The organism is Candidatus Pandoraea novymonadis (assembly GCF_003004665.1).
Classification (GTDB): domain Bacteria; phylum Pseudomonadota; class Gammaproteobacteria; order Burkholderiales; family Burkholderiaceae; genus Pandoraea; species Pandoraea novymonadis.
Genome location: NZ_MUHY01000001.1, coordinates 99,218 through 124,816 on the forward strand (window position 1 = coordinate 99,218; position 25,599 = coordinate 124,816).

General features: G+C 43.9%; 21 protein-coding genes. 10 read left to right on the top strand and 11 right to left on the bottom strand.

Annotated features, from left to right (window positions below):
- Window positions 1–321: 321 nt before the first annotated feature.
- From grpE to BZL35_RS00465, 4 genes are all read left to right on the top strand, one after another.
- The gene (gene grpE, locus BZL35_RS00450) at window positions 322–843 is read left to right on the top strand and encodes a nucleotide exchange factor GrpE (RefSeq protein WP_106181778.1); all 522 of its coding nucleotides are present in this window, start codon (window positions 322–324) and stop codon (window positions 841–843) included.
- A 203-nt stretch (window positions 844–1,046) separates the two neighbouring features.
- Window positions 1,047–2,966: a molecular chaperone DnaK gene (gene dnaK, locus BZL35_RS00455; RefSeq protein WP_106181780.1), complete on the top strand. Its 1,920-nt coding sequence runs from the start codon at window positions 1,047–1,049 to the stop codon at window positions 2,964–2,966.
- Window positions 2,967–3,094: 128 nt separating this feature from the next.
- Window positions 3,095–4,243: a molecular chaperone DnaJ gene (gene dnaJ, locus BZL35_RS00460; RefSeq protein WP_106181783.1), complete on the top strand. Its 1,149-nt coding sequence runs from the start codon at window positions 3,095–3,097 to the stop codon at window positions 4,241–4,243.
- Window positions 4,244–4,247: 4 nt separating this feature from the next.
- The gene (locus BZL35_RS00465; RefSeq protein WP_245916302.1) at window positions 4,248–6,194 is read left to right on the top strand and encodes a chorismate-binding protein; all 1,947 of its coding nucleotides are present in this window, start codon (window positions 4,248–4,250) and stop codon (window positions 6,192–6,194) included.
- Between the two features lie 419 nt (window positions 6,195–6,613).
- On the opposite strand, the gene panB is transcribed toward BZL35_RS00465, so the two are convergent.
- The 5 genes from panB to hda all read right to left on the bottom strand — a co-directional run bounded on the left by panB (window position 6,614) and on the right by hda (window position 10,885).
- The gene (gene panB / locus BZL35_RS00470) at window positions 6,614–7,429 is read right to left on the bottom strand and encodes a 3-methyl-2-oxobutanoate hydroxymethyltransferase (protein ID WP_106181785.1); all 816 of its coding nucleotides are present in this window, start codon (window positions 7,427–7,429) and stop codon (window positions 6,614–6,616) included.
- 63 nt (window positions 7,430–7,492) lie between these two features.
- Window positions 7,493–8,008, bottom strand: coding sequence for a 2-amino-4-hydroxy-6-hydroxymethyldihydropteridine diphosphokinase (gene folK, locus BZL35_RS00475; RefSeq protein WP_106181787.1), 516 nt, complete (start codon window positions 8,006–8,008; stop codon window positions 7,493–7,495).
- Window positions 8,009–8,030: 22 nt separating this feature from the next.
- Window positions 8,031–9,497, bottom strand: a complete 1,467-nt coding sequence (gene pcnB, locus BZL35_RS00480; RefSeq protein ID WP_106181789.1) for a polynucleotide adenylyltransferase PcnB — start codon at window positions 9,495–9,497, stop codon at window positions 8,031–8,033.
- Entirely contained in the window at window positions 9,470–10,150 is a 681-nt protein-coding gene (locus BZL35_RS00485) for a histidinol-phosphatase (RefSeq protein WP_106181792.1), read from the bottom strand. Before BZL35_RS00485 ends, pcnB begins: the two co-directional genes overlap by 28 nt.
- Window positions 10,151–10,177: 27 nt before the next feature.
- Window positions 10,178–10,885: a DnaA regulatory inactivator Hda gene (hda, locus tag BZL35_RS00490; RefSeq protein WP_106181794.1), complete on the bottom strand. Its 708-nt coding sequence runs from the start codon at window positions 10,883–10,885 to the stop codon at window positions 10,178–10,180.
- Window positions 10,886–11,750: 865 nt separating this feature from the next.
- Here hda and purM point away from each other — a divergent pair.
- Entirely contained in the window at window positions 11,751–12,797 is a 1,047-nt protein-coding gene (purM, locus tag BZL35_RS00495) for a phosphoribosylformylglycinamidine cyclo-ligase (protein WP_106181796.1), read from the top strand.
- A gap of 5 nt (window positions 12,798–12,802) precedes the next feature.
- On the opposite strand, the gene miaA is transcribed toward purM, so the two are convergent.
- Together miaA and mutL are read right to left on the bottom strand one after the other, a co-directional pair.
- Window positions 12,803–13,753: a tRNA (adenosine(37)-N6)-dimethylallyltransferase MiaA gene (gene miaA / locus BZL35_RS00500; protein WP_106181799.1), complete on the bottom strand. Its 951-nt coding sequence runs from the start codon at window positions 13,751–13,753 to the stop codon at window positions 12,803–12,805.
- A 3-nt stretch (window positions 13,754–13,756) separates the two neighbouring features.
- Window positions 13,757–15,685, bottom strand: a complete 1,929-nt coding sequence (mutL, locus tag BZL35_RS00505; protein ID WP_106182808.1) for a DNA mismatch repair endonuclease MutL — start codon at window positions 15,683–15,685, stop codon at window positions 13,757–13,759.
- Between the two features lie 171 nt (window positions 15,686–15,856).
- On the opposite strand from mutL, the gene BZL35_RS00510 reads away from it, so the two are divergent.
- Window positions 15,857–16,498: a VTT domain-containing protein gene (locus BZL35_RS00510; RefSeq protein WP_106182809.1), complete on the top strand. Its 642-nt coding sequence runs from the start codon at window positions 15,857–15,859 to the stop codon at window positions 16,496–16,498.
- 73 nt (window positions 16,499–16,571) lie between these two features.
- Here BZL35_RS00510 and BZL35_RS00515 read toward each other — a convergent pair whose 3' ends face one another.
- Together BZL35_RS00515 and tsaE are read right to left on the bottom strand one after the other, a co-directional pair.
- Window positions 16,572–17,996 (bottom strand): N-acetylmuramoyl-L-alanine amidase, encoded by a 1,425-nt coding sequence (locus BZL35_RS00515; protein WP_106181801.1) that lies wholly within the window; start codon window positions 17,994–17,996, stop codon window positions 16,572–16,574.
- Window positions 17,990–18,601: a tRNA (adenosine(37)-N6)-threonylcarbamoyltransferase complex ATPase subunit type 1 TsaE gene (gene tsaE, locus BZL35_RS00520; protein WP_420837010.1), complete on the bottom strand. Its 612-nt coding sequence runs from the start codon at window positions 18,599–18,601 to the stop codon at window positions 17,990–17,992. Before tsaE ends, BZL35_RS00515 begins: the two co-directional genes overlap by 7 nt.
- Before the next feature lie 294 nt (window positions 18,602–18,895).
- On the opposite strand from tsaE, the gene xerD reads away from it, so the two are divergent.
- Together xerD and plsY are read left to right on the top strand one after the other, a co-directional pair.
- A complete protein-coding gene (gene xerD / locus BZL35_RS00525) occupies window positions 18,896–19,834 on the top strand; it encodes a site-specific tyrosine recombinase XerD (RefSeq protein ID WP_106181806.1) in 939 nt (312 codons plus the stop codon).
- Between the two features lie 382 nt (window positions 19,835–20,216).
- The gene (gene plsY, locus BZL35_RS00530; RefSeq protein ID WP_106181808.1) at window positions 20,217–20,810 is read left to right on the top strand and encodes a glycerol-3-phosphate 1-O-acyltransferase PlsY; all 594 of its coding nucleotides are present in this window, start codon (window positions 20,217–20,219) and stop codon (window positions 20,808–20,810) included.
- Window positions 20,811–20,897: 87 nt separating this feature from the next.
- On the opposite strand, the gene BZL35_RS00535 is transcribed toward plsY, so the two are convergent.
- The gene (locus BZL35_RS00535) at window positions 20,898–21,383 is read right to left on the bottom strand and encodes a YajQ family cyclic di-GMP-binding protein (RefSeq protein ID WP_106181810.1); all 486 of its coding nucleotides are present in this window, start codon (window positions 21,381–21,383) and stop codon (window positions 20,898–20,900) included.
- Between the two features lie 138 nt (window positions 21,384–21,521).
- Here BZL35_RS00535 and murB point away from each other — a divergent pair, with 138 nt between their 5' ends.
- Window positions 21,522–22,538: a UDP-N-acetylmuramate dehydrogenase gene (gene murB / locus BZL35_RS00540; RefSeq protein WP_106181813.1), complete on the top strand. Its 1,017-nt coding sequence runs from the start codon at window positions 21,522–21,524 to the stop codon at window positions 22,536–22,538.
- Window positions 22,539–23,424: 886 nt separating this feature from the next.
- On the opposite strand, the gene argF is transcribed toward murB, so the two are convergent.
- Window positions 23,425–24,348, bottom strand: a complete 924-nt coding sequence (gene argF / locus BZL35_RS00545) for an ornithine carbamoyltransferase (protein ID WP_106181815.1) — start codon at window positions 24,346–24,348, stop codon at window positions 23,425–23,427.
- 264 nt (window positions 24,349–24,612) lie between these two features.
- Between argF and BZL35_RS00550 the strand changes: the two genes are divergently transcribed.
- Window positions 24,613–24,930 (top strand): DUF3579 domain-containing protein, encoded by a 318-nt coding sequence (locus BZL35_RS00550; protein ID WP_106181818.1) that lies wholly within the window; start codon window positions 24,613–24,615, stop codon window positions 24,928–24,930.
- Window positions 24,931–25,599 lie beyond the last annotated feature (669 nt).

Below are 25,599 nucleotides of genomic sequence, written 5' to 3' on the forward strand. Positions count from 1 at the left end.
CATAATCATTGCGACTACTTATCTGAGTAGATGGAAGTGGTTTCGAGCATGGAATTTCTGTTGATTAACCAAATTTTTTACTCGGCAATCCCTATATGGTTGTGTGAGAGGTGTACGAGTTCTAATAATGAACTTGTAAAAAGAGTATCTGTATCTACAGATACTCGCCATTCGTTTCTGGATATTTTTGCTTATGCTAGATGAAGGTAGATATTCAGATGCTCTTGAAATCCATGTAGAACATCCTCATTTTCTTTAAGGCATTGAGAGTTTTCATGCATCGTTTTTGGTGCGTGCGTGATTTTTAAAGATGGCATAGACATGACTGATCAGCAAAACATTTCCGAACAGCCAATTCCGGAGCAAGATGTAACACTGCAAAGTCCTCAAGTTGAGGATGATGAGCTACGCCTGGCACAGGCTGAAGCACGTGACTATTATGATCAATTGCTCCGTGCTAAAGCTGAAAGCGAGAATATTCGTCGCCGAGCTGAGGATGACCTTATTCGTGCCCATAAATTCGCTGTTGAGAACTTCGCCGAGTACTTGTTGCCGGTGATCGATAGTCTTGAGGCGGCTCTGACGGATACATCTGGTGATATAGCCAAGATACATGAGGGCGTAGAATTGACGCTACGTCAACTGATTTCTGCCTTTGAGAAGGGAAAAATCACAGCCATTAATCCGACAGGTCAGAAGTTTGATCCGCATCAACATCAAGCGATCTCTGTGGTTCCTGCAGAACAAGAGCCTAATACTGTGGTGACTGTGCTGCAAAAAGGATATTTGATTGCCGATCGCGTATTGCGTCCAGCACTTGTGACGGTTTCTGCGGCGAAATGATAGTTTTTTGTCTCCCATTGGGAGACTTCTATTGGTGGATACTTATTTTTGAGCGTATGGCGAGAAGTAAAAGATAAAATTTTTTCCTCAAAAAAGCTCTTGAAATGTTTTTGATTGTGTCCATCTTTCGTAAAGATTGAAATTGAATGTAGTCCGCATCTTGGGAACCCTTCCTTTTTTGTCGGACGATAGGAGAAATTGAAATGGGAAGAATCATTGGTATTGACCTGGGCACCACAAACTCTTGTTTAGCTGTGATGGAAGGTAATCAGGTCAAGATTATCGAAAATGCAGAAGGAGCACGCACTACGCCGTCGGTCGTTGCTTACATGGAAGATGGTGAGATACTTGTTGGTGCGCCAGCGAAACGTCAAGCGGTGACCAACCCAAGTAACACGATCTATGCAGCAAAGCGACTAATCGGTCGGCGTTTCGAAGAGAAGGAGGTGCAAAAGGATATTAGCTTGATGCCTTACAAGATTGTGAAGGCTGATAATGGAGATGCTTGGGTGGAAGTGCATAGCAATAAACTTGCTGCACCACAGATTTCCGCGGAAGTTCTTCGTAAAATGAAGAAAACTGCTGAGGACTACCTCGGTGAACCAGTGACGGAAGCTGTGATTACGGTGCCAGCATACTTCAATGATAGCCAGCGCCAAGCGACAAAGGATGCGGGACGTATTGCTGGACTGGATGTTAAGCGCATTATTAATGAACCGACAGCTGCTGCATTGGCCTTCGGTCTCGATAAAAAAGAAGGTGGTGACCGTAAGATTGCTGTGTATGACCTTGGTGGTGGTACGTTTGATATCTCGATCATCGAAATTGCAGATGTTAGTGGTGAGCATCAATTTGAAGTGCTGTCTACTAACGGCGACACGTTTTTGGGTGGTGAAGACTTCGATCAGCGCATTATTGATTATATTATTGGTGAGTTTAAGAAAGAACAAGGCGTTGATTTGTCAAAGGATGTCTTGGCTCTGCAACGTTTGAAGGAAGCGGCAGAAAAAGCAAAGATTGAGTTATCGTCGAGTCAGCAGACAGAAATTAACCTTCCATACATTACAGCGAACTCTTCTGGCCCAAAGCATCTGAACTTAAAAATTACGCGTGCGAAGCTTGAATCCCTGGTCGAAGAGTTAATTGCCCGTACGATTACACCTTGCCGCCTGGCAATTAAGGATGCAGGTGTGAATGTGAGCGATATCGACGATGTGATCTTGGTTGGGGGTATGACGCGTATGCCAAAGGTGCAGGAGAAGGTCAAAGAATTCTTCTTGCAAGATCCTCGTAAGGATGTGAATCCAGATGAAGCCGTTGCTGCAGGCGCGGCTATCCAAGGTTCTGTGTTGTCTGGGGACCGTAAGGATGTGTTGTTACTTGATGTAACTCCGTTATCTCTCGGTATAGAGACGTTGGGTGGTGTCATGACCAAGATGATTCAGAAGAACACTACGATTCCAACGAAGCACTCTCAAACTTTTTCGACGGCTGACGATAACCAGCCCGCAGTTACCATCAAGGTTTTCCAAGGTGAGCGTGAGATGGCTTCGGGCAACAAGTTACTAGGTGAATTTAATCTCGAAGGTATCCCACCAGCTGCACGTGGGACACCGCAAATTGAAGTAACTTTCGATATTGATGCGAATGGAATTCTCCATGTTGCTGCCAAAGACAAAGCTACTGGAAAAGAAAATAAGGTCACCATTAAGGCGAACTCAGGTTTGACAGATACTGAAATTCAACAGATGGTTAAAGATGCTGAACTCAACTCTGAGGAAGATAAAAAAGCACGTGAGCTGGCTGATGCCCGTAATCAAGGTGATGCGTTGATTCATAGTACGAAGAAGGCATTGACGGAATACGGAGATAAGATCGAGGTGACAGAGAAGGAAGCTATCGAGTCTGCGATTGCAGCTTTGGAAGATGCCTTACGTGGTTCAGATAAGACAAGTATCGATGCTAAAGTAGAAGCCTTAGGTACAGCTAGTCACAAGCTTGGTGAGCATATGTACGCTGATATACAGGCAAAAGCAGGTGCTGCAGAGGCTGAAGTGAGTGAGGAGAAGAACGACGAAAATGTTGTTGATGCAGACTTCAAGGACGTCAACGATAAGAAGTAAGTGTTGTATCGTGCGTAGTGTAGATATATGCGCTGCGCGTGTGCGGGCCGGGTCGAGATCAGCCGTCAGCTAGATCTCGACCCGGCTTTTTGCCTAATGGTGAGTATTACACCCATGTGAAAAGAGTTATGGCTAAACGTGATTATTATGAGATCCTCGGGGTTAGTAAAAATGTTAGTGATGTAGAGCTGAAGAAGGCTTATCGTAAGCTGGCTATGAAGTATCATCCGGACCGGAACACCGAGAGTAGTGAGATTGCTGAAGAGAAGTTCAAAGAGGTAAAAGAGGCTTATGAGATGCTCAGCGATGCCCAAAAGCGTGCTGCATACGATCGCTACGGCCATGCTGGTGTGGATCCGAATATGGGTGGCTTTAGTGGTGGAGCGCAGGGGTTCAGTGGTGGTTTTACTGACGCTTTCGGTGACATCTTTGGGGATATTTTTGGTGCAGGGAGCGCTGGAGGTCAACGAGGTGGCCGTAGTGGACCAAAGGCCTATCGCGGTTCTGATCTGCGTTACAACATGGAAGTAACGCTTGAGCAAGCGGCAAATGGTTTTGACACTCAGATTCGTGTGCCAAGCTGGCAAGCTTGTGATTTTTGCAATGGTGATGGTGCAAAACGTGGTACAAAAATTGAAATCTGTGGGACTTGTAATGGGAACGGTTCTGTACCGATGGCTCAGGGATTTTTTAACATTCAGCAGACATGCCCGAAATGTAATGGTACAGGTAGCTATATTCCTGAACCTTGCACTCATTGTCATGGCACGGGTAAGGTCAAAAAGACAAAGACATTGGAAGTTAAAATTCCAGCAGGGATTGAAGATGGTATGCGTATTCGTTCAACAGGTAACGGCGAGCCGGGCGTAAATGACGGTCCTTCTGGCGACCTGTATGTTGAGATTCATATCAAGACGCATAATGTATTCGAGCGTGACGGTAATGATCTTCATTGCCAAATGCCAATTTCATTTGCTACTGCAGCATTAGGTGGTGGTATTGATGTGCCAACGCTACATGGTAAAGCAACCTTCACTGTGCCAGAAGGGACACAGACAGGAAAAACTTTTCGATTGCGCGGTAAGGGGATCAAGGGTGTACATGCAGCTTATCCAGGTGATTTGTATGTGCATATGCAAGTAGAGATACCGGTTAAGTTAGATGATGCTCAGAAGGAAATTTTGCGCAGTTTCGATACGGCACTGAAGGAAGGTGGCGCACGCCACAGTCCACAAAGTAAAGGTTGGTTCGAGAGAGTAAAACAGTTTTTTGAGTGATCTCATGATGCAAGAAGTGCGAATGACTGGATTTGCTCTGTTGGATGACAATGCTGAATCGGCCGGCGGTGCTCGCCTTTATACTGGACTTGTACGCGAGGTGATTTGTGATGATTCTGTTTCTTTTGAGTCAACATTAAACGAAATCGAAATGGCAGTGCGGGAAGGATTGTACGCTGTCCTATTGGTTGACTACGAGTTTGGCGTGCGATTGAGTGATATTGAGATTGAAGCTCCAACAGGAGCGTTTCGTGGGTTATTGTTTGCCCATATGGAAAAACTTGATGGCTCTGCTGTACAGGAATGGCTGACAATGCAGGACATGGGTGTAGATATCTATACGGCTTCGAGCATATCCAATGTTGCATCCTGCTCGATGTTTTCTCGAAATTCATCATTATTGGCAACTCAACATGATGAAGCGATGCGAGGCATTGCCGGCATCGCCGGATTACGGGCGAGTATCACGCAAGATCATTTTTCCGAGGTAATTTCGCGCATTCATGATTTATTGACAAGGGGAGAATGTTATCAGATTAATTACACATATCGTTTGTATTTCGATGTCTTTGGTTCACCTGTTACTCTTTATCGGCGCCTGCGTGAAAAACAGCCGGTACCTTTTGGTGCATTGATTGTTTGGCCTGATAAAGAGGGAAAACCAGGGCGCGCCGTCTTGTCGTTATCGCCAGAACTATTCATACGTCATCAGGAAGGCAAATGTTTCGCTAAACCAATGAAGGGCACTGCACCTGCTTCAGGTAATGAAATTGTTGATGCGGAGGCGAGTTGTTTGCTGTCTGGTGACGAGAAGAATCGTGCAGAGAACTTAATGATAGTAGATCTGCTGCGTAATGATCTCGCGCAGTTGGCTGTTATTGGCTCAGTAGGTGTATCGAGGCTGTTTGAGGTGACGCGTTTTGCTAGTGTGTTACAGATGACATCGACAGTGACGGCAGTCTTATCCTCTGACGTTGGGCTTGCCGATATTTTTTATGCATTATTTCCTTGTGGATCAATTACCGGGGCACCGAAACGTTGTACCATGAAGCTCATTGGGGAGCTGGAAACTGAGCCCCGAGGTCTTTACACAGGAGCTATTGGTTGGTTGGATAAGCCACGAGACAACGGGCGAATGTTAGGTGATTTTTGTTTATCAGTGGCTATTCGAACCATCATATTGGATTCGTCCCGTGAAGACGGTATGCGTGATGGTTGTTTAGGTGTGGGCGCTGGTATTGTGCATGACAGTCGTTCTGAAGAAGAGTGGGAAGAATGCCAATGGAAGACACGTTTCTTGACGTCGATAGATCCTGGTTTCCAGTTGATAGAAACGATGGCTGTTACACGTCAGCAAGGCATCCGTCATTTGCCTCTGCATTTAAAACGATTGGCTAATTCTGCTGAATATTTTGGTTTTAAATGTTGTTTGGCGACTATTGAAAATAAATTGGATCAGCTGTGTAAACAACTTGATGATGGGCCGTACCGTGTTAGACTCATTTTGTCGCATGATGGTTCGTTATCCTTGTCGCATAGAGTTTTATCTCCAGTAGTGGATGCGACAGTACTTCTAAACAATGTAGAACAAGTTACTACAAGTGCCTCGGATTTGTTTTTGCGTCATAAGACAACGGTACGGAGAGTTTATGATGCTGCATTGCAATTGGCTGAAGCGAAAGGAGCATTTGATGTCTTATTCTTCAATGAACGTGGTGAATTGACTGAAGGGGCACGTAGTAATGTTTTTCTCAAACGCGATGGTTGCTGGTTTACGCCACCATTGTCGTCAGGCGTATTACCAGGCGTTATGCGTGCAGTACTTTTGAGTGATACCACTTTTGGTGCAAAAGAAGTGCCACTGATGCGTAATGATGTAATTTTAGCTGAACATATCATTGTTTGTAATGCGCTTAGAGGAGTTTTGCCAGTTCGTTTAATAAGTGGTTAAACAAATTTCTCTTTTTATATTAATATTTTTTGTCGAGTGAAGCGGCGAGGTTTTGGTGATTGAAGGATTTTCATTTCTCTGCATTTTTATTTATCACAACCAAGATTAGGGCATCTCTAAATGTGATATTAACAGATGCCCTATTGACTTATTTTAAGAGAAGTACATAGATATAACATTATGAAAATATTTTTTGGATTTAGTATTTGATGTCTAATGTAATTGTATTTCTATAAAGTATAGAAATCGAGTTTCAACTGTGAAGTGATGGTTGATTGTATCGTTTCCGTTTTTCCTAAAGCGTTACTTGAAACTGCTAGATTTTATAACAGCGGGAAAATAGTCGATGTATGTTTTTTTAGAAATTGTGTTATTACACGAATAAGTGCTTGCCTATGCTGGCGAAAAATAGTAATGCTTTAGAAGCAATGCTCAGGTGCTGGAAATCTAGCTTCTTTGACGGCACTGACGTAGGCTTGGACTGCTGCCGCAATGCTTGGTTGGCCTTCGATGAAGTTCTTCACAAATCGAGGACGTTTTTCGGTATAGACACCAAGTAAATCGTGCAGCACCAGCACTTGGCCTGAACAATTTGGTCCAGCGCCTATGCCGATAGTTGGAATGGAAAGCGCGAGTGTAACCTGTTCAGCGAGCGTTGCGGGAATTGCTTCGAGCACCATTAACTGTGCGCCCGCATTTTCCAGTTGGTGCGCGTCTTCCAAAAGCTGTTTTCCTGCTTCTTTGTCACGTCCCTGGACCTTGAAACCACCAAAAGCATGTATAGATTGTGGAGTGAGGCCTAGATGCGTGCAGACAGGAATGCCACGTTCAAATAGGAAACGAACGGTTTCAGCCAGCCAGGCGCCGCCTTCTAGCTTTACCATTTGTGCACCTGCCCGCATCAATTCAACCGCACTATGGTACGCTTGTTGTGGCGTACCATAGGTTCCAAACGGCAGGTCGGAAATAATCAGTGCAATTTGCGTTTTTTTTGCAACGGATTCTGTATGGTATGCGATATCGCGGAGTGTTACCGATAGTGTTGTTCGATGACCTTGCAGCACGTTACCAAGGGAGTCGCCAATTAACAGTGTATCAACACCATTTTGATCGCATAATGTGGCAAAGCTGGCGTCATAACACGTTAGCATGGCGATTTTTTCACCACGAGAGCGCATGTCAGCCAGACCTGGTACGGTAATAGCACAGCGATTCGATGTTTTAAGATAGTTCACCTTCTTCCTTGTGTTCAATAAAAAATTCGATAGTAACAAGCTCCCGATAGATGGGATATTAGTTCATACCATGCTCGTACGGCGGTTGGGACAACAGGATGATGTGAGTAGCTCGATCCGTTGTTTAGCTACATGGGGTAATAGGTCAGTTACACGGCCAATACCGGGAATCTCAAGATCGAAGTCTAAATCGCGTAGCGGAAGCAGTACGAATGCTCGCCCAGCAATGCAAGGATGTGGAACGAGTAGATCTGGTTCATTTATGTGTTTGTCACCATATAGGAGTAGATCGAGATCTAATGTTCGTGGAGCATTTCTAAAAGAACGCTCACGCCCGAAATTTTTCTCGATGGATAAACATAATGTGAGTAGTTGACGTGCAGATAACGTAGTTTCTAATCTGATAGCACAGTTCAAGTAATCATCACCGGTTGCGTCGACGGGGGCGCTTCGATAGATTTCGGAGCGCCCTGTAATCTTGATGCCAGCATTCTGTGCTAAGGAGACAATAGCATCTTTCAATGATTGGTGGGTATCGCCAAGATTGGCGCCGAGCCCGAGATAGGCAACCGTCGTCATGAATTATCTTCCAAATTTTTCTTTATAGTACACGGTTACCACTATTTTCGCTGGTAACGGTTTCGTTGGATCTACCGTTGGATTTTCGAGAGCTATGCCGGCGACGTTTGTTTGCTGTGGGTACCTTGCGTTGTGAAAGTAATTTTTCTCGTGTACTAGGATCTCCGTTAATAAAATCGGTCCACCATTGCCCTTCATCCGCCGGGATTTCACCTGATTCGCAACGCAGCAGTAGAAAATCGTAGCCAGCACGAAAACGTGGGTGTTTCAGTAGACGCAGTGGTGTGCGACGACCCACACGTTTATCAAGCCGCGCTTGCAGACCCCAAATTTCTTTCATGTCTGATATGAAACGTCGCTGAATAGCTAGTTGGCTGGTTTGGGAGTTGAGTACGTCATTCATCGCCAGGTATAGCGTAGGTATTGGATATTGCCCTGTCCTTTGATAGATTTTCCACTTTTCTAGTACCAGATGCCATAGCAAGGCCGCAAACAAGAAACTTGGTGACACTGATTTACCTTCTCTGATTCTTTGGTCAGTATTCGCCAATGAGAGCATTACAAATTTTTCGCCTAATGGTTGTTCGAATACGACGTCAAGTAGGGGTAGAATGGTATGGTGCAGGCCTTGTTGACGCAATTTTTGAACGCAATTCAAAGCATGACCACTGAAAAGCAGCTTGAGAATTTCATCAAACAAACGAGCCCCAGGGACATTGTCTATCAAAGGTGCCAGTTGTCTTATCGGTGCTTGTGTTGTCTCATCAATTGAGAAGTTTAATTTTGCGGCAAAACGCACAATGCGAAGCATGCGAACTGGATCTTCGCGAAAGCGGGTTGCTGGATCGCCGATTATGCGCATCACGCGTGATTGTATGTCTTGCCAACCGCCATGGTAATCGTGCACCGTTTGTGTTGATGGATCGTAGTACATTGCGTTGACAGTGAAGTCGCGCCGTGCAGCATCCTCATCTTGCCGTCCCCAAACGTTGTCTCGAAGCACACGGCCAGATTCGTCAGTTACGTGCGTTTTGCGGTCTAGTTCGCTTCGCTTAGAACGACATGTGCCAATTTGCTTGCTGTTTTCGATGTTTATCATCGCGCGGAATGTCGAAGTTTCAATGATTTCGGAGCCGAATCGTACGTGAACGATCTGGAAACGACGACCAATGATGTGGGCTCGACGAAAGAGTCGCTTCACCTGTTCGGGATGGGCATTTGTGGCAACGTCGAAGTCTTTCGGTTGGATTCCAAGCAATAGATCACGCACGGCACCGCCGACAACGAATGCTTTATAACCAGCTTGCTGGAGGGTATCGATGACCTGTATGGCATTTTTAGAAAGTAAGGTTGGATTGATATTGTGTACTATTTTTTTAATGATAATAGGAGCATTTTCGGGCATGATGCTGTTTGGGGCATTATCCCTTTTACTCAGTAGTTTTTTTATAAATTTTCGGATCACGTGAACAATTCGAGAATTGGCCATCGGCGTGCAAGCGCGATAGCGCGAAGTGGTTCATCTGGATTGGTTGCTACCGGGTGAGTGACTTTTTCCATCAAGGGCACATCGTTCGCTGAATCGCTGTAAAAGAACGAGTGTTCAAAGTCGCCCCAAGTTTTGCCAAGCGTCTTTAGCCAGGTTTCAGTACAAGAAATTTTACCCTCACGAAAGCTGGGCGTGCCGATATAGTTACCGGTATAGCGTGCATTTGGATAATCTCCCATAGTGGCTGGACGTGTACCGATCAAATGTTTAATACCAAGGGCATGAGCAATTGGAGTTGTGACGAAGGTGTTCGTTGCGGATACGATGCAGCATAGATCACCAGCTATACGATGCTTATTAAGTAAAGCAATGGCTTCTGCGCGAATGGCTGGCTCGATAATAGCTTTCATATACTGAGCATGCCATGTATCGAGTTGATCGCGTGTGTACTGAGCCAGTGGTGCTAAGCAGAAACGTAGATACGCAGGCATGTCAAGGTTGCCAGTGCTATAATCTTGATAGAACGCTTCGTTAGCTTTAGTATAGGCTGGGCCATCAACAGCGCCGATGCGTACTAGGAAGCGCCCCCATTCCTTGTCACTGTCTATGGGCAGAAGCGTATGGTCGAGATCGAAGAGTGCAAGATTGGTCATATGGATAATTCTAACTGAATGATGGGCTTATGAGTTAACCTCTCTTGAAGACGTACCTGTCTGGCAAAGCATTTGACGAAGCAGAGGTAGTGTGATGGCTCTTTTTTTTTCCATAGAGAAGCGATCAAGGCGGTTGAGAAGCGCCATTAAACTTGACATGTCCCTCTGGAAATGAGTCAGTAGATAAGCAGAGACGTCGATTGCCAGTTCTAATCCTCGCGCTCGAGCTGCCATTTGTAGTGCTTGCTTTTTGCCTTCGTCATCGAGTCCTGTAAGATGAAAGACCACACCCCAACCTAGGCGCGTACGTAAGTCTTCGCGCAAATTCATATTAATTGGTGGCTGAGAACCAGCAGCGATGAAAGCGCAATGTGACCGAGAACGACATTCGTTGAATAAATTGAAGGCTGCGATTTGTTTGTTCGGTGAGAGATCATCGCATTCGTCCACACAATAGATGGAAGTCGATTCTTCGAAGACGAAGCTGTCGAGTGGACTGTGTGGCAGTAGATAGCGTGCGGTATGTGTCGTGTGGCACAAGGCCTCCATCAAATGGGTTCGGCCAGAACCGACTTCACCCCATAGGTAAATGCTACGATCACACGCTGTGCCAGATACGAGTTCGACCGGCAAACTGGCTAGCAGTGCTTTGACTTCGTGGTTACCGCCGACAATGAAATTATCGAATGTTGCGGGGAGAGGCATACCGAGGTTCAAGAGCAGTTGTTGAGTCACGAAAGAAAGAAGCAAAAACGGATGGTTTTTTGTAAAAAGTGCTATCTAAATAATTTAGACGTACCTGGCGGGTGGCTATCATAAGTATGGTGCTGGCACGTACAATCAAGAATTATTCAATCCAAAACAATCCCCAAATGCTAGCTGACCTAAAATACTCACGGACACGATGCGTTGAAGTGAGTAATCGAAAACGCACTAGAATGATAAACTGTCAGCACGTTTATTACCAACACTTGAAGAAAATGGTGTGCAAGGAAACCATTGATTTGCTTCGGCACGGGTAAGGTATTCGCGATGCAATACCGTTACAATAAATAAATAAAGTAAGTAGAGATTTCTGTAGATAATACAGAAGGTATAACGATACCAGTACCAACATAATAAAATTCCGACTGCTTTTTGAGCTAGGCAAGCACTTGTGTGGAAATCCACTATGAGCTTAACTTGTTTCCAATGCATTGAGATGAGAGATTCTACAGCTTTTGAATATACAGGGTGGCATTTACTGATGATGTATTTGTTAGATTTTTTCTGGATTATCATTCGCACCATGAGGACTGGTATGATCACGTTCAGGAGGAGAGTGTTAGAATCGCTAAACCGCGTGGGGGGATTGTAATGGCTAATTGCCTAAGGATATAAGGAGGTACACGGTAGCGTTAAGAAAAAAGGATCTGAGAATAAGGAAGATAATAAAAGAATGTCCTTAACGTTAAGATAACTTTTAATCAAAACATAGACTGGCGTTGGTCATGAGTTAATAGGAAGCCATTCATACTGATGAAAATCCTATTCATGCATCATTCAAAGGCTGGTATCAGGTAAAATAGCATTTATTCCGAAACTTTCATGTATTGCCAATATGCCACACCTTAAAAAAAGCACAGGCCTTTCCTATCGCGACGCCGGTGTTGATATTGATGCCGGCGATGCGCTTGTAGAGATGATTAAACCATTTGCCAAAAAAAGCATGCGCGATGGCGTGCTAGGTGGGATTGGTGGTTTTGGCGCATTGTTCGAAGTACCAAAGCGTTATAAAGAGCCAGTACTGGTATCAGGCACCGATGGTGTCGGCACAAAGCTCAAATTGGCTTTTAAATTGAACAAGCATGACACCGTAGGCCAAGATTTGGTTGCGATGAGTGTTAATGATATTCTGGCGCAAGGTGCTGAGCCATTGTTTTTTCTAGATTATTTTTCTTGTGGGAAGCTAAATGTGCAGACGGCAGCTGCCGTGATTAAGGGTATCGCAGAGGGGTGTGAGTTATCCGGTTGTGCACTAATTGGCGGTGAAACGGCTGAAATGCCAAGCATGTATCCCGATGGTGAATATGATCTAGCGGGTTTTGCTGTTGGTGTGGTGGAAAAAAATAACATTATCGATGGTCATTCTACTGTGCCAGGAGACGTTTTATTGGGACTGGCGTCATCGGGTGTGCATTCGAATGGTTATTCGCTTGTACGTAAGATTATCGAAGTCGCTCAGCCAGATTTAAATGTTCATTTGAATGGTAAACCCTTGAGAGACTTACTAATGGCGCCGACACGTATCTATGTCAAGCCATTACTTTCACTAATGCAGGCGATTCAGGTTAAAGGCATGGCACATATTACCGGTGGAGGAATTGTTGAAAATATTCCGCGTGCGTTGCAGGGCCACCTTGTTGCTGAGCTGTCGAAGAACTCTTGGCCTTTGCCGCCATTGTTCCAGTGGCTTCAAGAACATGGTAATGTCAATGATAGTGAAATGTATCGGGTATTTAACTGTGGCATTGGGATGGTGTTAATTGTTTCGAAAGCAGATGTGGATACCGCAGTCACCCAACTCGAACAGGCAGGTGAAACAGTTTATCGCTTAGGCGTGGTACGGCTTCGTGCAGATGGAGAAGCCCAGACGATTGTTAAGTAAATGTCTTATATATTCCAAATGGACTTTATTGTGGAGACGGCCCGCGTTTGAGAATTTGGTGCATCGCAATTAACGATACGACGTTCTGGTATTGCACGTAGCCAAGTCAATTGGCGTTTACAAAGTTGACGTGTAGCTGAGATTGCTTTGTTCCGCATAGTATCGTAGTCAATGTCGTTGTCAAGGTATTGCCATATCTGCCGATAACCAACGCAGCGCATCGATGGCAAACCAAGATGCAGATCGCTTCGTTTACGCAGACGTGCCACTTCCTCAATGAATCCAGCATTTAGCATCATTGAAAATCGCCTATCGATTCGTGTGTGCAGTATGCTTCTATCTAAAGGTTCTAGTGCTACTGGCACGAATGTATAGCTTACATTTTTCTCCACTGGTTTTATCTGTGCAATCCACTGTGACATCGGTTTCCCTGAGATCTCATAAATTTCTAGGGCACGTTGAATACGTTGTGCATCATTCGGTGCCAGGCGTCCGGCTGTGATAGGATCTATCTTCTTGAGGCGAAGATGCATTTCTGGCCAGCCTTTATTTTTAGCATCAATAGTGAGTTTTTCACGTACCGCTGAATCAGCAGACGGAAGTGGTGATAGGCCTTGAGTGAGTGCTCTGTGATACAGCATAGTGCCGCCAACCAACAAGGGTCGTCGACCACGTGCGATGATCTCATCGATAAGCCTTAAGGTATCAGTGCGAAATTTTGCGACAGAGTAAGCCTGTATAGGATCGATGATGTCGATCAGATGATGTGGGATGCTCGCGAGTTCTTCTTTGCTTGGTTTGGCTGTTCCAATATCCATCTCACGGTACACTAACGCCGAATCAACACTGATGATTTCGATGGGTGTAGTCTGTGCTAAGGCTGAAGCAGCGGCTGTCTTGCCGGAGGTTGTTGGGCCTAATAAACAGACGATTGGTGTACTAGTAGATGTCGACATTAACTAACGTCCACGCATAAATAATTTATCTAGATCACTCAGTGCCAGTTGATACCACGTTGGACGTCCATGATTGCATTGATCTGCGCGTTCGGTAGTTTCCATTTGTCGGAGTAAAGCATTCATTTCGACTAGCGTGAGCTGGCGATTAGCTCGTACAGCAGTATGACAGGCAAGTGTGCTAAGAAGTTGATGCTTCCGCTCGGTTAGCACCCGTGAACCACCATATTGATGGAGCTCAACTAGTACGGCACGTACTAATGCCTGTACATCAGCGCCATTAAGCAGTGCGGGAATAGTCCGTACTACGAGCGTTGTTGGCGAGATTCTGGCTAGATCGAAGCCTAATGTGGTGAGCGTGTCGCGATGTTCTTCTGCGGTGCCGATTTCTACAGGGTCGGCGAAGAATGTGATCGGGATTAATAATGATTGCACCGGTATACTGTTTACCGCTAGGGCTTGCTTCAATTTTTCGTAAAGGATTCGCTCATGTGCTGCGTGCATGTCGACGAGTACCAACCCATAAGTGTTTTGCGAAAGAATGTAAATTCCGTGTAGTTGTCCGATAGCGAATCCCAGCGGTTGTTCGTAGGTTATGGTATTCGAAGCTGAGCTTTTGATTGCCGATGTGGAGGAGGTATTGAACGGTTTAATAGGTGGTGCACGATTGGCTTCTACTTCATGATTGGAGTACAACTCTCCATCGACTAGCTGCATTTTTTGAGAAACCCATTCATGATTACTGATGGAGTTACTGACTGAGGTGGTTCTCGTAAATCTGCTATGGTTCTCGTTATTATTACAATGTAGAGCCGCAAGATTGTTAGTAATGCGGTTATCGTTTGTGAGATGTGCTGTTTGACGAACGCTCGTACTAGCTGCGACATGGGCAAGGACACGTTGTACGGAGTGAAATATAAATTGATGGATGCTACGTGCATCACGAAAACGTACTTCGATCTTCGATGGATGTACGTTGACGTCAACTAACTGTGGAGGTAAGTCGAGGTAGATTACATACGCTGGATAACGTTTCCCATGCAAGACGTCTTCGTAGGCGGCTCGAACCGCATGAGTGAGCAGTTTGTCGCGCACAAAGCGGCCGTTGACAAAAAAGAATTGTCGGTCAGCCCGTCCACGACTGATTGCGGGGAGTCCAATAAATCCCGTAAGTTTTAAATCTGTTGCTTCTTCGTTTAAAACCAGATGTGAGTTTGCAAATTTTTCACCCAGAATACGCCCTATACGCACGGCAGGCGTTGTGCCTTTCCATTGCTCCACAGTTTCCTTATTGTGCGAGATTGAGAAAGTAACGGCTGGACGTGCTAATGCAATGCGACGAATTATTTCCATGCAATGGCCGAATTCGGTTTGCTCGTTCTTTAGGAATTTTCGGCGTGCCGGGGTATTAAAGTAGAGATCGCGAACATCAACAGTTGTCCCTACGGGAGCGGCTGCTGGGACGATTTTACCTGTATTGTTGTCAATGGTGGTGGCGTGATTAGCATCAGCATGACGGCTCGTTAACGTGAGTCGTGCTACTGAGGCCACCGCTGCGAGGGCTTCGCCGCGAAAACCAAGTGTGAGTACAGATTCGAGCTCATCGAGGTTACGAATCTTACTGGTGGCGTGGCGTACGAGTGCGAGTGGCAGCTGTTCGGAGGGTATGCCAGAGCCATCATCAGTAATGCTGATTCTGCGCACACCGCCTTCTTCCAATTTGATCTCCAGCTGTCTGGCACCGCTATCTAGGGAGTTTTCGAGTAACTCTTTTAGGACGGATGCTGGCCGCTCCACGACCTCACCAGCGGCAATTTGGCTGATGAGTTTGTCTGGCAATATACGGATTTCACGAATGGTTGGACTGATATGGAGGGTGCTGTCTTCTGCATCAGCAAGCTCATGAACAGTGGTCGCCAAGATCGGAGGCATAGAGATTAGACTTGTAAATAAGGTGGTCATTATAAATGCTTAGCTTCGATGACATAAGGTGATGATTTCTTGAATGGGTACAAGTTATTGAGGAGTAAACTGAAATGCTTGGTGATCAGACTGCTATCATGGTACCAGTGGTGCGCCTGTCTTTTTCTAAAGGGATTCAATTTGGATATTTTGCTGCAATCATTTGAAATGATTTTACATATAGATAAACATTTTTATTTTTTTATAGAACAGTATGGAAATTGGATATATCTATTTCTATTTATGATTGTTTTTGTGGAAACAGGTTTTGTCCTGATACCATTCTTGCCGGGCGATTCTTTACTTTTTATTGGTGGTGCATTTGCGGCACAGGGTCTTATTGACCCTTGGCTTCTAATCAGCTTGCTGTTCATGGCTGCGACAATGGGAAATACGCTTAATTATTTTACGGGTAGTTACATTGGGACAAAGGTATATGAGAAGAATTTTCGTTTTCTAGATCGAGAGACCTTGCATAAGACTCGAACTTTTTACGAATGCCATGGTGGTAAGACCATCGTTATTGCCCGCTTTGTGCCAGTTATACGGACGTTTGCAGCGTTTGTGGCAGGCGTATCCAAAATGCACTGGCAGAGGTTTCAATTTTACAACATAGTTGGGGCTGGGATCTGGGTGGTGTCGTTGGTCGGGGGCGGTTACCTATTTGGCAATTTACCCATTGTTAAACAATATCTGAACGTTATCGTGTTAGTAGGGTTAGGAGCAGCTGTGGTGCCTCTCGCGATAGGTGCGTTGTGGAATGCTTGTCAGGCAGGGAAGTAAAGTGTTGGAGATAAAGACGCGCCATCGATTGGTTTTGGTATTTACTTGGTTTATTTGTGAATGATTATTGCTATTAAGTTGTGCGATTCTTTGAGATGGGCGGATTTTTGGCGAAGTATTGTTTGATACCTTTTAAGAGGGCGTCAGCCAGTTGTTCTTGAAAAACAGGGTCATTTAGACGTCGTTCTTCCTCAGGGTTGCTAATGAAAGCGGTTTCTACTAGGACTGAGGGAATATCAGGTGCTTTGAGCACGGCAAAGCTTGCTTGCTCGACATTCGGACTGTGTAATTTATTGAGATCACTGATTTGGCGTAATAACGTGCTGCCAAAATTCTTTGAATCACGGATTTGGGCCGTGGTTGACATATCAAGCAAAGCGTGTGCGACGGCGCGATCATTGGTTCTGAAGTTTACGCCGCCAATCAAGTCGGAAGCATTCTGAGTTTTTTCAAGTAATCGAGCTGTCATTGATGAGGCCCCATGTTCGGATAATGTAAATACGGATGAGCCTCGTGCATCGGGGGTTGTAAATGCGTCTGCGTGAATTGATATAAAAAGGTCTGCGTCGACACGTCGGGCTTTTTGGACACGCATCGCAAGTGGCACAAAAAAATCTGCATCGCGTGTCATCATTGCTCGCATATTGGGCTGTGCATCGATTTTGTCACGCAATCTTTTGGCTATCTGTAATACAACTACTTTTTCGTAAGATCCGCGATGGCCGATGGCGCCTGGATCTTCGCCTCCATGTCCAGGATCTAGAGCGATGGTAAGTAAGCGGATTGTTTTTGTAGCACGTGTACGAGCGAACGTTGCGTTATCTTTTTCCGGATCGTTACGTTGTGTTACCGTTGGCAATTTTTCGGCAGTATCGGGTTGCCCTGCAGATGGAAGTGGTTTGGTGTTCTCCTGTGCATATTTTTGGAAGAATGCTTCGCTTGTTTCTGGATCTAAAATCCCATTTTTTTTGGAAAGAGCCTCATTCTTATGCTCAGATTTGGCCAGTAATTCCATTAATGGATCAGGCTCAATTGTCGGATAGAGGTCGAAAACGGTGCGATATCGGTAGCCTGCGACGGGAGGTAAGGTGAATGATTGCGGCTTTACTCTTGTTTTTAGGTCGAATACCATCCGAACGACACTGGGTTTGAATTGCCCAACGCGTACCTGACTGATCTGAGGATCATTCGATTGAATCTTAGAACCGAGATCTCGTAGAGTGGCATTCATCTCAATGGTATTTAGGTCGATTACAAAACGATTAGGGTTATCGATCAGTGTTTGCTGAAACTGAACAACCGTGTCGGTCTCAAGCGTGACACGGGTATAATCCTTAGAAGGCCAAACACGTATGGCAACGATCGTGCTGCCGAAAGTTAGGTGCGTTCCAGTTATGGCTAGGATGAGCGTGGATGCGCCTGTGCGTATAGCCCAGCGTCGACTTATGTTGATTGACAAGATATCCTTGTCAGTATAGCGAAAACGTTTAATCAGCATGTTGGAAGGCAAGCCAGGCCAGCACGTGTACTAGCGTGAACAGTAAGATGCCGACAATCGTCATTGGGCTCAAGCGTCAATTTTAAATCAGGAATACCGAGCAAGCCACCGACTTTCTCTGGCCATTCGACGAGGCATAAAACATGGTCATTAAAGTGTTCTCGAAAACCGGTATCATGCCACTCTGCTGGATCCATGAAACGGTAAAAGTCAAAATGACAAACGCTTAAAGGTCCGTTTTGAGTTTTGAGATGATAGGATTCACACAGTGTATAAGTTGGGCTTTTGACGTGTTGCGTATGTCCAAGTGAATGCAATAAAGCACGCACGAGGGTGGTTTTGCCTGAACCGAGCTCTCCACAGAGTTGTATATGTAGACCATGTTTTTGAGATATAGCAGTTATCATGCGTCTCAAGATCGCTTTTGCTAATTCCGCAGAAAAGGCTTTTGTCGCGTTTTCATTGGGCAGTAAGAAGTGATGCAGTGAAGGGTGATCTGACGTGGAATGTGCGGGCATTACATACCTCGGAGTCAAATGAAGGCTTATCTGATTGTCTACGCTGTCAAAGTACAAGTCGAGATTTTGTGATCGAAGAAGCAGCATTACATGGAAATGTATGTTCAAAGTGTCAGTAGTGTCGTTGGAATATATTTGGTGATGAGCGTGGTGAAGTATGGAAAAACGTCAGAATAACCTGATATTTTGATGTATCTTCATAACAGAAAAGTAATGACATAAGCACGGTATCCAAAATAGAAGGATCGAGTATAAATGCGAAATTAATAAATGTTTTTATCGAAATTATCAGTCAACTTGGTTTCTCGATGGTCTGAGTGAGTATTAAATATTTCGTGTGTTAGATGATTAACTATTATTTGCTTTTGTCCAGAAATTATTATGGATGCTGTGGATACGTTGATTACTTTTGATCCAGATTCTTCGAATTATCAAACGAGTATTACATTGATCGAAGAGTTTAACGATACTATTTGGCTTGAAGATGGTTTGGCTTCTAATACGCTTGAAGCATATCGTCGTGATCTTCGTTTATTTGCTCAGTGGTTGAGTACTACCTCAGAGAAATCGCTGAATGGTGTAACGCACACTGATGTGACTGCTTATCTTGCTTATCGGAGTATAGATCTTGCCAGCAGCGTGAATCGATGTTTGTCGGTATTAAAACGTTTTTATCGATGGGCTGTACGTGAGCATCATTGCTTGATAGATCCTTGTTTGCGTATTACAGTGGCCAAACGACGTCGCTGCATTCCGAGCGCTATTTCAGAAGCACAAATTGAAGCACTGCTTACTGCCCCTGATATAGGTACGGCACTCGGTTTACGAGATCGTGCGATGCTTGAGTTAATGTACGCTAGTGGACTGCGTGTATCAGAGTTAGTTTCTCTAAAAATGCTCGAGGTTGGTCTTAATGAGGGAGTACTGCGTATTTTTGGCAAAGGTGCAAAAGAACGCTTGGTGCCCTTCGGTGATGAAGCCGGCAATTGGATAAATAACTATCTGAGTGAGTCGCGGCATGTTCTGTTAAATGCTAGTATATGCGATACGTTTTTTGTCACACATCGCGGTCAAGGGATGACGCGGCAAGCTTTTTGGTACTTGATTAAACGCTATGCTTCCATGGCTGAGGTTCACGCACCAATATCACCACATACTTTGCGTCATGCATTTGCGACGCATCTGATAAATCATGGCGCGGATTTACGGGTAGTGCAATTACTACTTGGTCATTCGGATATTTCGACGACACAAATTTATACATATGTGGCTCGAGAACGTCTTAAAATACTTCATGCGCAGCATCACCCACGTGGTTGAGCAAGTCAGTCCTCTCTATGAAATTTAATTTCGCGACTGGCGTTCACCATTAGTGGTTACATTGAAACTTTATGTTTGGTAGCTAGGAGAAATTCATCTCCTGTTTGGATATTATGAATCAATAAGAGATTCCTCAGTTGGTATTGTTGACTTTTTACACTGCGAATGCTTATTCTAGTGCGTATTAAATACCATTTTGGTAATACCAGCATAATCATTGTCACTTGCATGCAGAGCCATTTAAATAATGGCTTAAAATTTTGGCTTTTATGAGCAATCTGCCGTAGGCACGTTAAATTTTTTAGTATCGATGAAAAGTCCTACTTAGGTCCGGCTTAAGCAGAATGCTGGCCATTTTTATTTAAAATTTTTTTCATATTTCATGGCTACGTTGTTTTTTATCCTTATTTCTTATTTACTTGGCTCAGTACCATTCGCTGTGATTGTTAGCCGCACTATGGGTTTACGCGACCCTCGCTCCTATGGATCTGGTAATCCTGGAGCCACGAATGTACTACGTTCAGGCAATAAAATTGCCGCATTCTTCACGTTGATCGGCGATGCTTTCAAAGGTTGGTTGGCAGTGTTTCTCGCTGAATGTTTCGCTGATTTTTTTGGAGTAGGTAATTTTGGTCTTTCCGCAGTTGCACTTGCTGTGTTTATTGGTCATCTGTACCCAATTTTTTTGCGTTTCAAGGGTGGTAAGGGTGTTGCGACTGCTGCAGGGGTGCTATTCGCTATCTCGCCTGTGGTGGGTTTTGTTGTAATGGCAGTTTGGCTTATCATTGCTGTCTGGTTTCGTTATTCTTCTTTAGCAGCGCTCGTCTCAGCTGTGCTTGCACCGGTTTTTTATGTCTTGATATTTGGTACTGGACCATACATGATTTCGGCCATTTTTATGGCCATATTATTGGTTTATTGTCATCGTGGAAATATCACCAAGTTGCTGACTGGTAAGGAAAGTCGCATCGACTAGGGCAGTTATCTTGATTTTTTACCTTATGGAGTTTTACGAAGGAAGTATCGTGTGGTATTGCACTTTGGTACCCACAGACGGTGGGTTTTAATCCCGAAAATTATTGAATACCAATGGTATATCGGTAATTTGCTTGCGGAGCAAGATCATAATGAATTGCAGGTCGTTACGCTTATTAGCTGAGATACGTACAGTATTACCCTGATTGCTGACTTGCGTCTTCATGTTGCTGTCTTTGATTATACGTACTATCTTTTTGGATAAATCTGATTCGATTCCTTTTCTGACTTTGATGGTCTGTTTCACTTTTTCCCTGCTGATTTTCTCGATTTTTCCGTAGTCGAGAAAACGCACGTCCACCTCATTTTTGGACATTTTCCGAATAAAGATATCACGTAGTTGACTGAGCTTGAAATCGTCGTCGGCTTGCGCTGTTAATTCTTGTTCGTTGAGCTCAATTTTGGCGTCCGATCCTTTGAAGTCGAAGCGTGTTTTTAATTCTTTACAAGTTTGTTCGACGCTATTTTTGAGTTTAACCATATCTGCTTCGCAGACAACATCAAACGATGGCATTTGGATTTTCCTATAGCTAGTTACTCGACCAAAAGCATTTGGCCATCATGATCAAGAGGACATCTTATTCGATCACAATTATAATTCAGCTATGCCATAGGGTTAAATCTATGTATTGATGATCAAAAAAAATTCCTCATGCCTGAGCTGTACCGCGAATTTTCTCTACGCAATTTTAATACTTTTAATTTGTCTGCAATGGCACAACTCGCTGTAGTTGTGCATAGCGAGGACGATTTGCGTCGTGTGTTAGCTATGTCAGAAGTAGCTCGATTGCCTTGTCTCGTAATTGGGGGAGGGAGCAATCTGGTATTCACTCGTGATTTTGATGGGCTGATAATACTGATGCGTATTCAAGGACGTCGGTTTGTTGGGATGCAAGAAGATGCTTGGATCATTGAGGTAGGCGCTGGCGAAGTGTGGCACAATTTTGTTGAATGGACTCTTGATATAGGTTGTCCCGGTCTCGAAAACCTGGCTTTGATTCCGGGAACGGTTGGCGCAGCCCCAATTCAAAATATTGGTGCTTACGGCATTGAGGTTGCAGAACGTTTGCATTCAGTTCGCGCATTTGATACGACAACTCGAACATTCGTGACGCTCGATGCTGAGGCATGTGCCTTTGGCTATCGTGACAGTCTTTTTAAGAAAAATGCTTCGCGCTATATTCTGACGCAGGTAACTTTCAGGCTACCGTATCCGTGGCAGTCCGTGATCAGATATGCAGAACTTGCACGGACATTGCCTGAACAAACAATCAAAAAATTATCAGCACGTGATATTTTCAATTCCGTGATTGGCATTCGACGGGACAAGTTGCCTGATCCTGTGACGATGGGAAATGCAGGCAGTTTTTTTAAGAATCCGGTGCTGGATGCATCTACATTTATTGCATTGCGAGAGCGATTTCCTAATGTTATTGCATATGAACAACCCTCAGGCGATTGGAAATTGTCAGCTGGCTGGATGATTGACCAATGTGGATGGCGTGGTAAAACCTTGAGAAAGGCGGGTGTATATGAACGCCAGGCACTTATCCTTGTCAATCTTGGTGGCGCGTCGGGTGTCGATGTTTTAACGTTGGCCAATGCCATTCAGACGAGTGTGATGGAGCGATTTGGTGTAAAACTTGAAATAGAACCACTTGTTCTTTGATAATTATGGTATATGGCATGTGCTGGAGAGGATTGTGAAAAATCAATTGATCTGCGTACGTTGCAATACGATTTAGTGCTAATTATAAGTGTGCGATGAGCACAGACTTATTTTTAGAGATAGCTATCGTCTCAATAAAATCCTATGTCTATTTAATTGGCTTGAGTAGACATGGATATGACGGAGAAATCAATGTCGTGACTACGTTAATGTTATGTACTCGATAGTAAGCCCATATTAGTGTGTCAGGCAGAATACCTGCATGCCAAGGCTTCTAGACAATCTAATCAAGCTGATCGTTCGATCAGAGTAAATCTTTCTTATTCATGATGAAAAAAGAGGATATGGGTCGTATCTTTGCAAACCTTGCTAGCTCTATTATAGAGTTTCCCCTTTTATGGTTTTGATATCTTAATTCTCATTACTGTGCCGGGGTTGACTAGGAATGAGATGTACTTTGATGATGTTGTATAAGTCAGATGGTAGTTCTATGTTTAATTGGCCACAGATTGAATTCATTCATCATGAGGCCATGGGACGTTGATGTGACGGTGGATGAATAATAACCTCGATGTCGAATTTGCCATTACCGCTGGGTAGCGAGAATTTTGCTACCCAGCCATGGTCTATACTCTTACTGTGTTTGAGCTGATAAGTACACTTGGTAGCTTCTGCTCTGGGCGATTCGATTTTGCATTACAGGTGCAAGGAAATTACTATAAATATTTTTGCAATCCATGTTAATCGATATGCTAAACATAGAACATAAATTTCTAGTTTTTAGAAAACTATGTTTTAGTAAAGCCAATCAATTGGTTTTTCCAAAGAACTTTTTTATTACTCTCAGACGGATCAAAGTTAAAAGTTAGAGTAGCAAGGATGAAACTCAGAGACGACCGAGTAATAGATATTCCATCAAAGCTTTTTGTACATGCAAGCGGTTTTCAGCTTCGTCCCATACAACGCTCTTGGGGCCATCGATCACCTCTGCACAGACTTCTTCGCCACGATGAGCAGGTAGACAATGCATAAATAAAGCATCGGATTTTGCTTGGTCCATTAGATCAGAATTGACGCACCATTTGGAAAATGCGGTCTTTCGTGCTTCATTCTCTGATTCGTAACCCATGCTTGTCCAAACATCGGTGGATATAAGATCAGCACCTTTGCAAGCTTCGATAGGATTGTCGAATTCACGCACGAATGAATAACTAGATTTTTTGACCATTTTTTTATCTAGGCGATAGTCTGGTGGCGTGGAAATATGCATGACGAAGCCAAAAATCTCGGCAGCCTGGACCCAGGTGTACAACATGTTATTTGCATCGCCAATCCATACAACAGTCTTACCTCTGATCGATCCCCTGTGTTCGCAATAAGTGAAAATATCGGCCAGTACCTGGCACGGGTGGTATTCGTTGGTCAGGCCGTTAATGACAGGTACGCGAGAATGCTGACTGAATCGTTCGAGTATTTTTTGGCCAAACGTTCGGATCATGATAATGTCTGTCATTCTTGAGATCACTTGTGCCGTGTCTTCGATTGGCTCGCTCCGCCCGAGCTGTGTGTCGCGAGTATTTAGGAATACAGCATGCCCTCCTAATTGGTGGATACCAGCTTCAAATGATAGACGTGTTCTAGTTGAACTTTTCTCAAAAATCATTGCCAATGTGCGGTCATGTAATGGATGATAAGTCTCGTAGTTTTTAAATTTTTTTTTGAGAATCCCTGCACGTTCTAGTACATAGTCGTATTCATCCAGAGAAAAATCGTTGAATTGCAGATAATGTTTTATTGAATTGTCTGTCATTTTTTATTTCGTTGGGACGGCTTTAGTGGGCCTGTCGGAGTAGAGAAGTTTCTTCAGTGTATCAAATTCCAAATTGTTTTGTCGTCAGACGCTTTAATTCTATGCGCTTAATTCTGAACCCCTTGATGTAGAGCCCCAGTGTTTACATACATGTTATTAATCGATAGCGAGATGGGTTATCAGGTCTTGTGTAAGATATAATGACCTATTTGATAGCATCGCGTTTTTTTGCTGTCTTAGGTGTTTTATGAGGGGATGAACAATATGACCGAGCAGGTTACCGCGCGCGAGTATTTCATCCAGGGCATTACCCGGGATGGTAAGAAGTTTCGCCCAAGTGACTGGGCGGAACGAATATGTGGAGTCCTATCGTGTTTTGGTCGCAGTAAAGTTGCTGGTCCATATGCGCATATGCAATATTCTCCTTATGTGCGTCCGATACAGGTAGGTGATGTGAAATGCGTAGTTGTTGATGAAAGGCTTCGTGAAATTGAGCCAATGGCTTTTGATTTCGTCATTAATTTTGCTAACGACAACAATCTTCAGTTGACGGAAGCTTGCTCAATTCCTGATGCAGTGTGAGCGGTATAGTTTTACTCCATTTTTCATGGAGATGTGTTATAGGTATTTTGAATTAGTTGCTTGGCTGATTATTTTCAAAATCTTAACTTACGTATATTTCACTTTTTAAGTCACTATCCATTGGGATAATAGTCTACTTTTTCTCAAGAGTGCTTGACATGCTTCGATTCGTCGAGGGCGATGGGTCAGGTATTTTAAATTATTATCTGTTGACGAGTTATGAGGTGCATTTAAACAGCAAGCACTCCGAAGCCGAGGATTCCTTTAGAAAAGGTGATTTCATTTTTACATAGGAGCGTTTTTTGCGCGGAGCTCAGTGGTAGGGTAATCTAAAAATGATTTTCAGTGATTTGATTTAATCATTTGTAATAACCCTAGGACGAGCATAGTGTGATCATTTGTTGTTTAGCCTTCTTACTATTAAAGAAATCTTTTTTGATAGATCTTATATTTGACTTTATCAGTATAATTTGAATCTCGTAAGAGACTGTCATTATCGTCGCCATCTCAAATTGGCTCTTGCAACCAGACGTGCTGCAATATGCTTTTTTATCTTTTTAAAGATAAAATAAAATGATCTCTGTAGCCTGGCCGGGCTTCTTTAGGATCTGTTATTCTGGAGTTTTTTCATTCTGAATCATAGTTTATCCGTGACTTTTACTCGTTCGT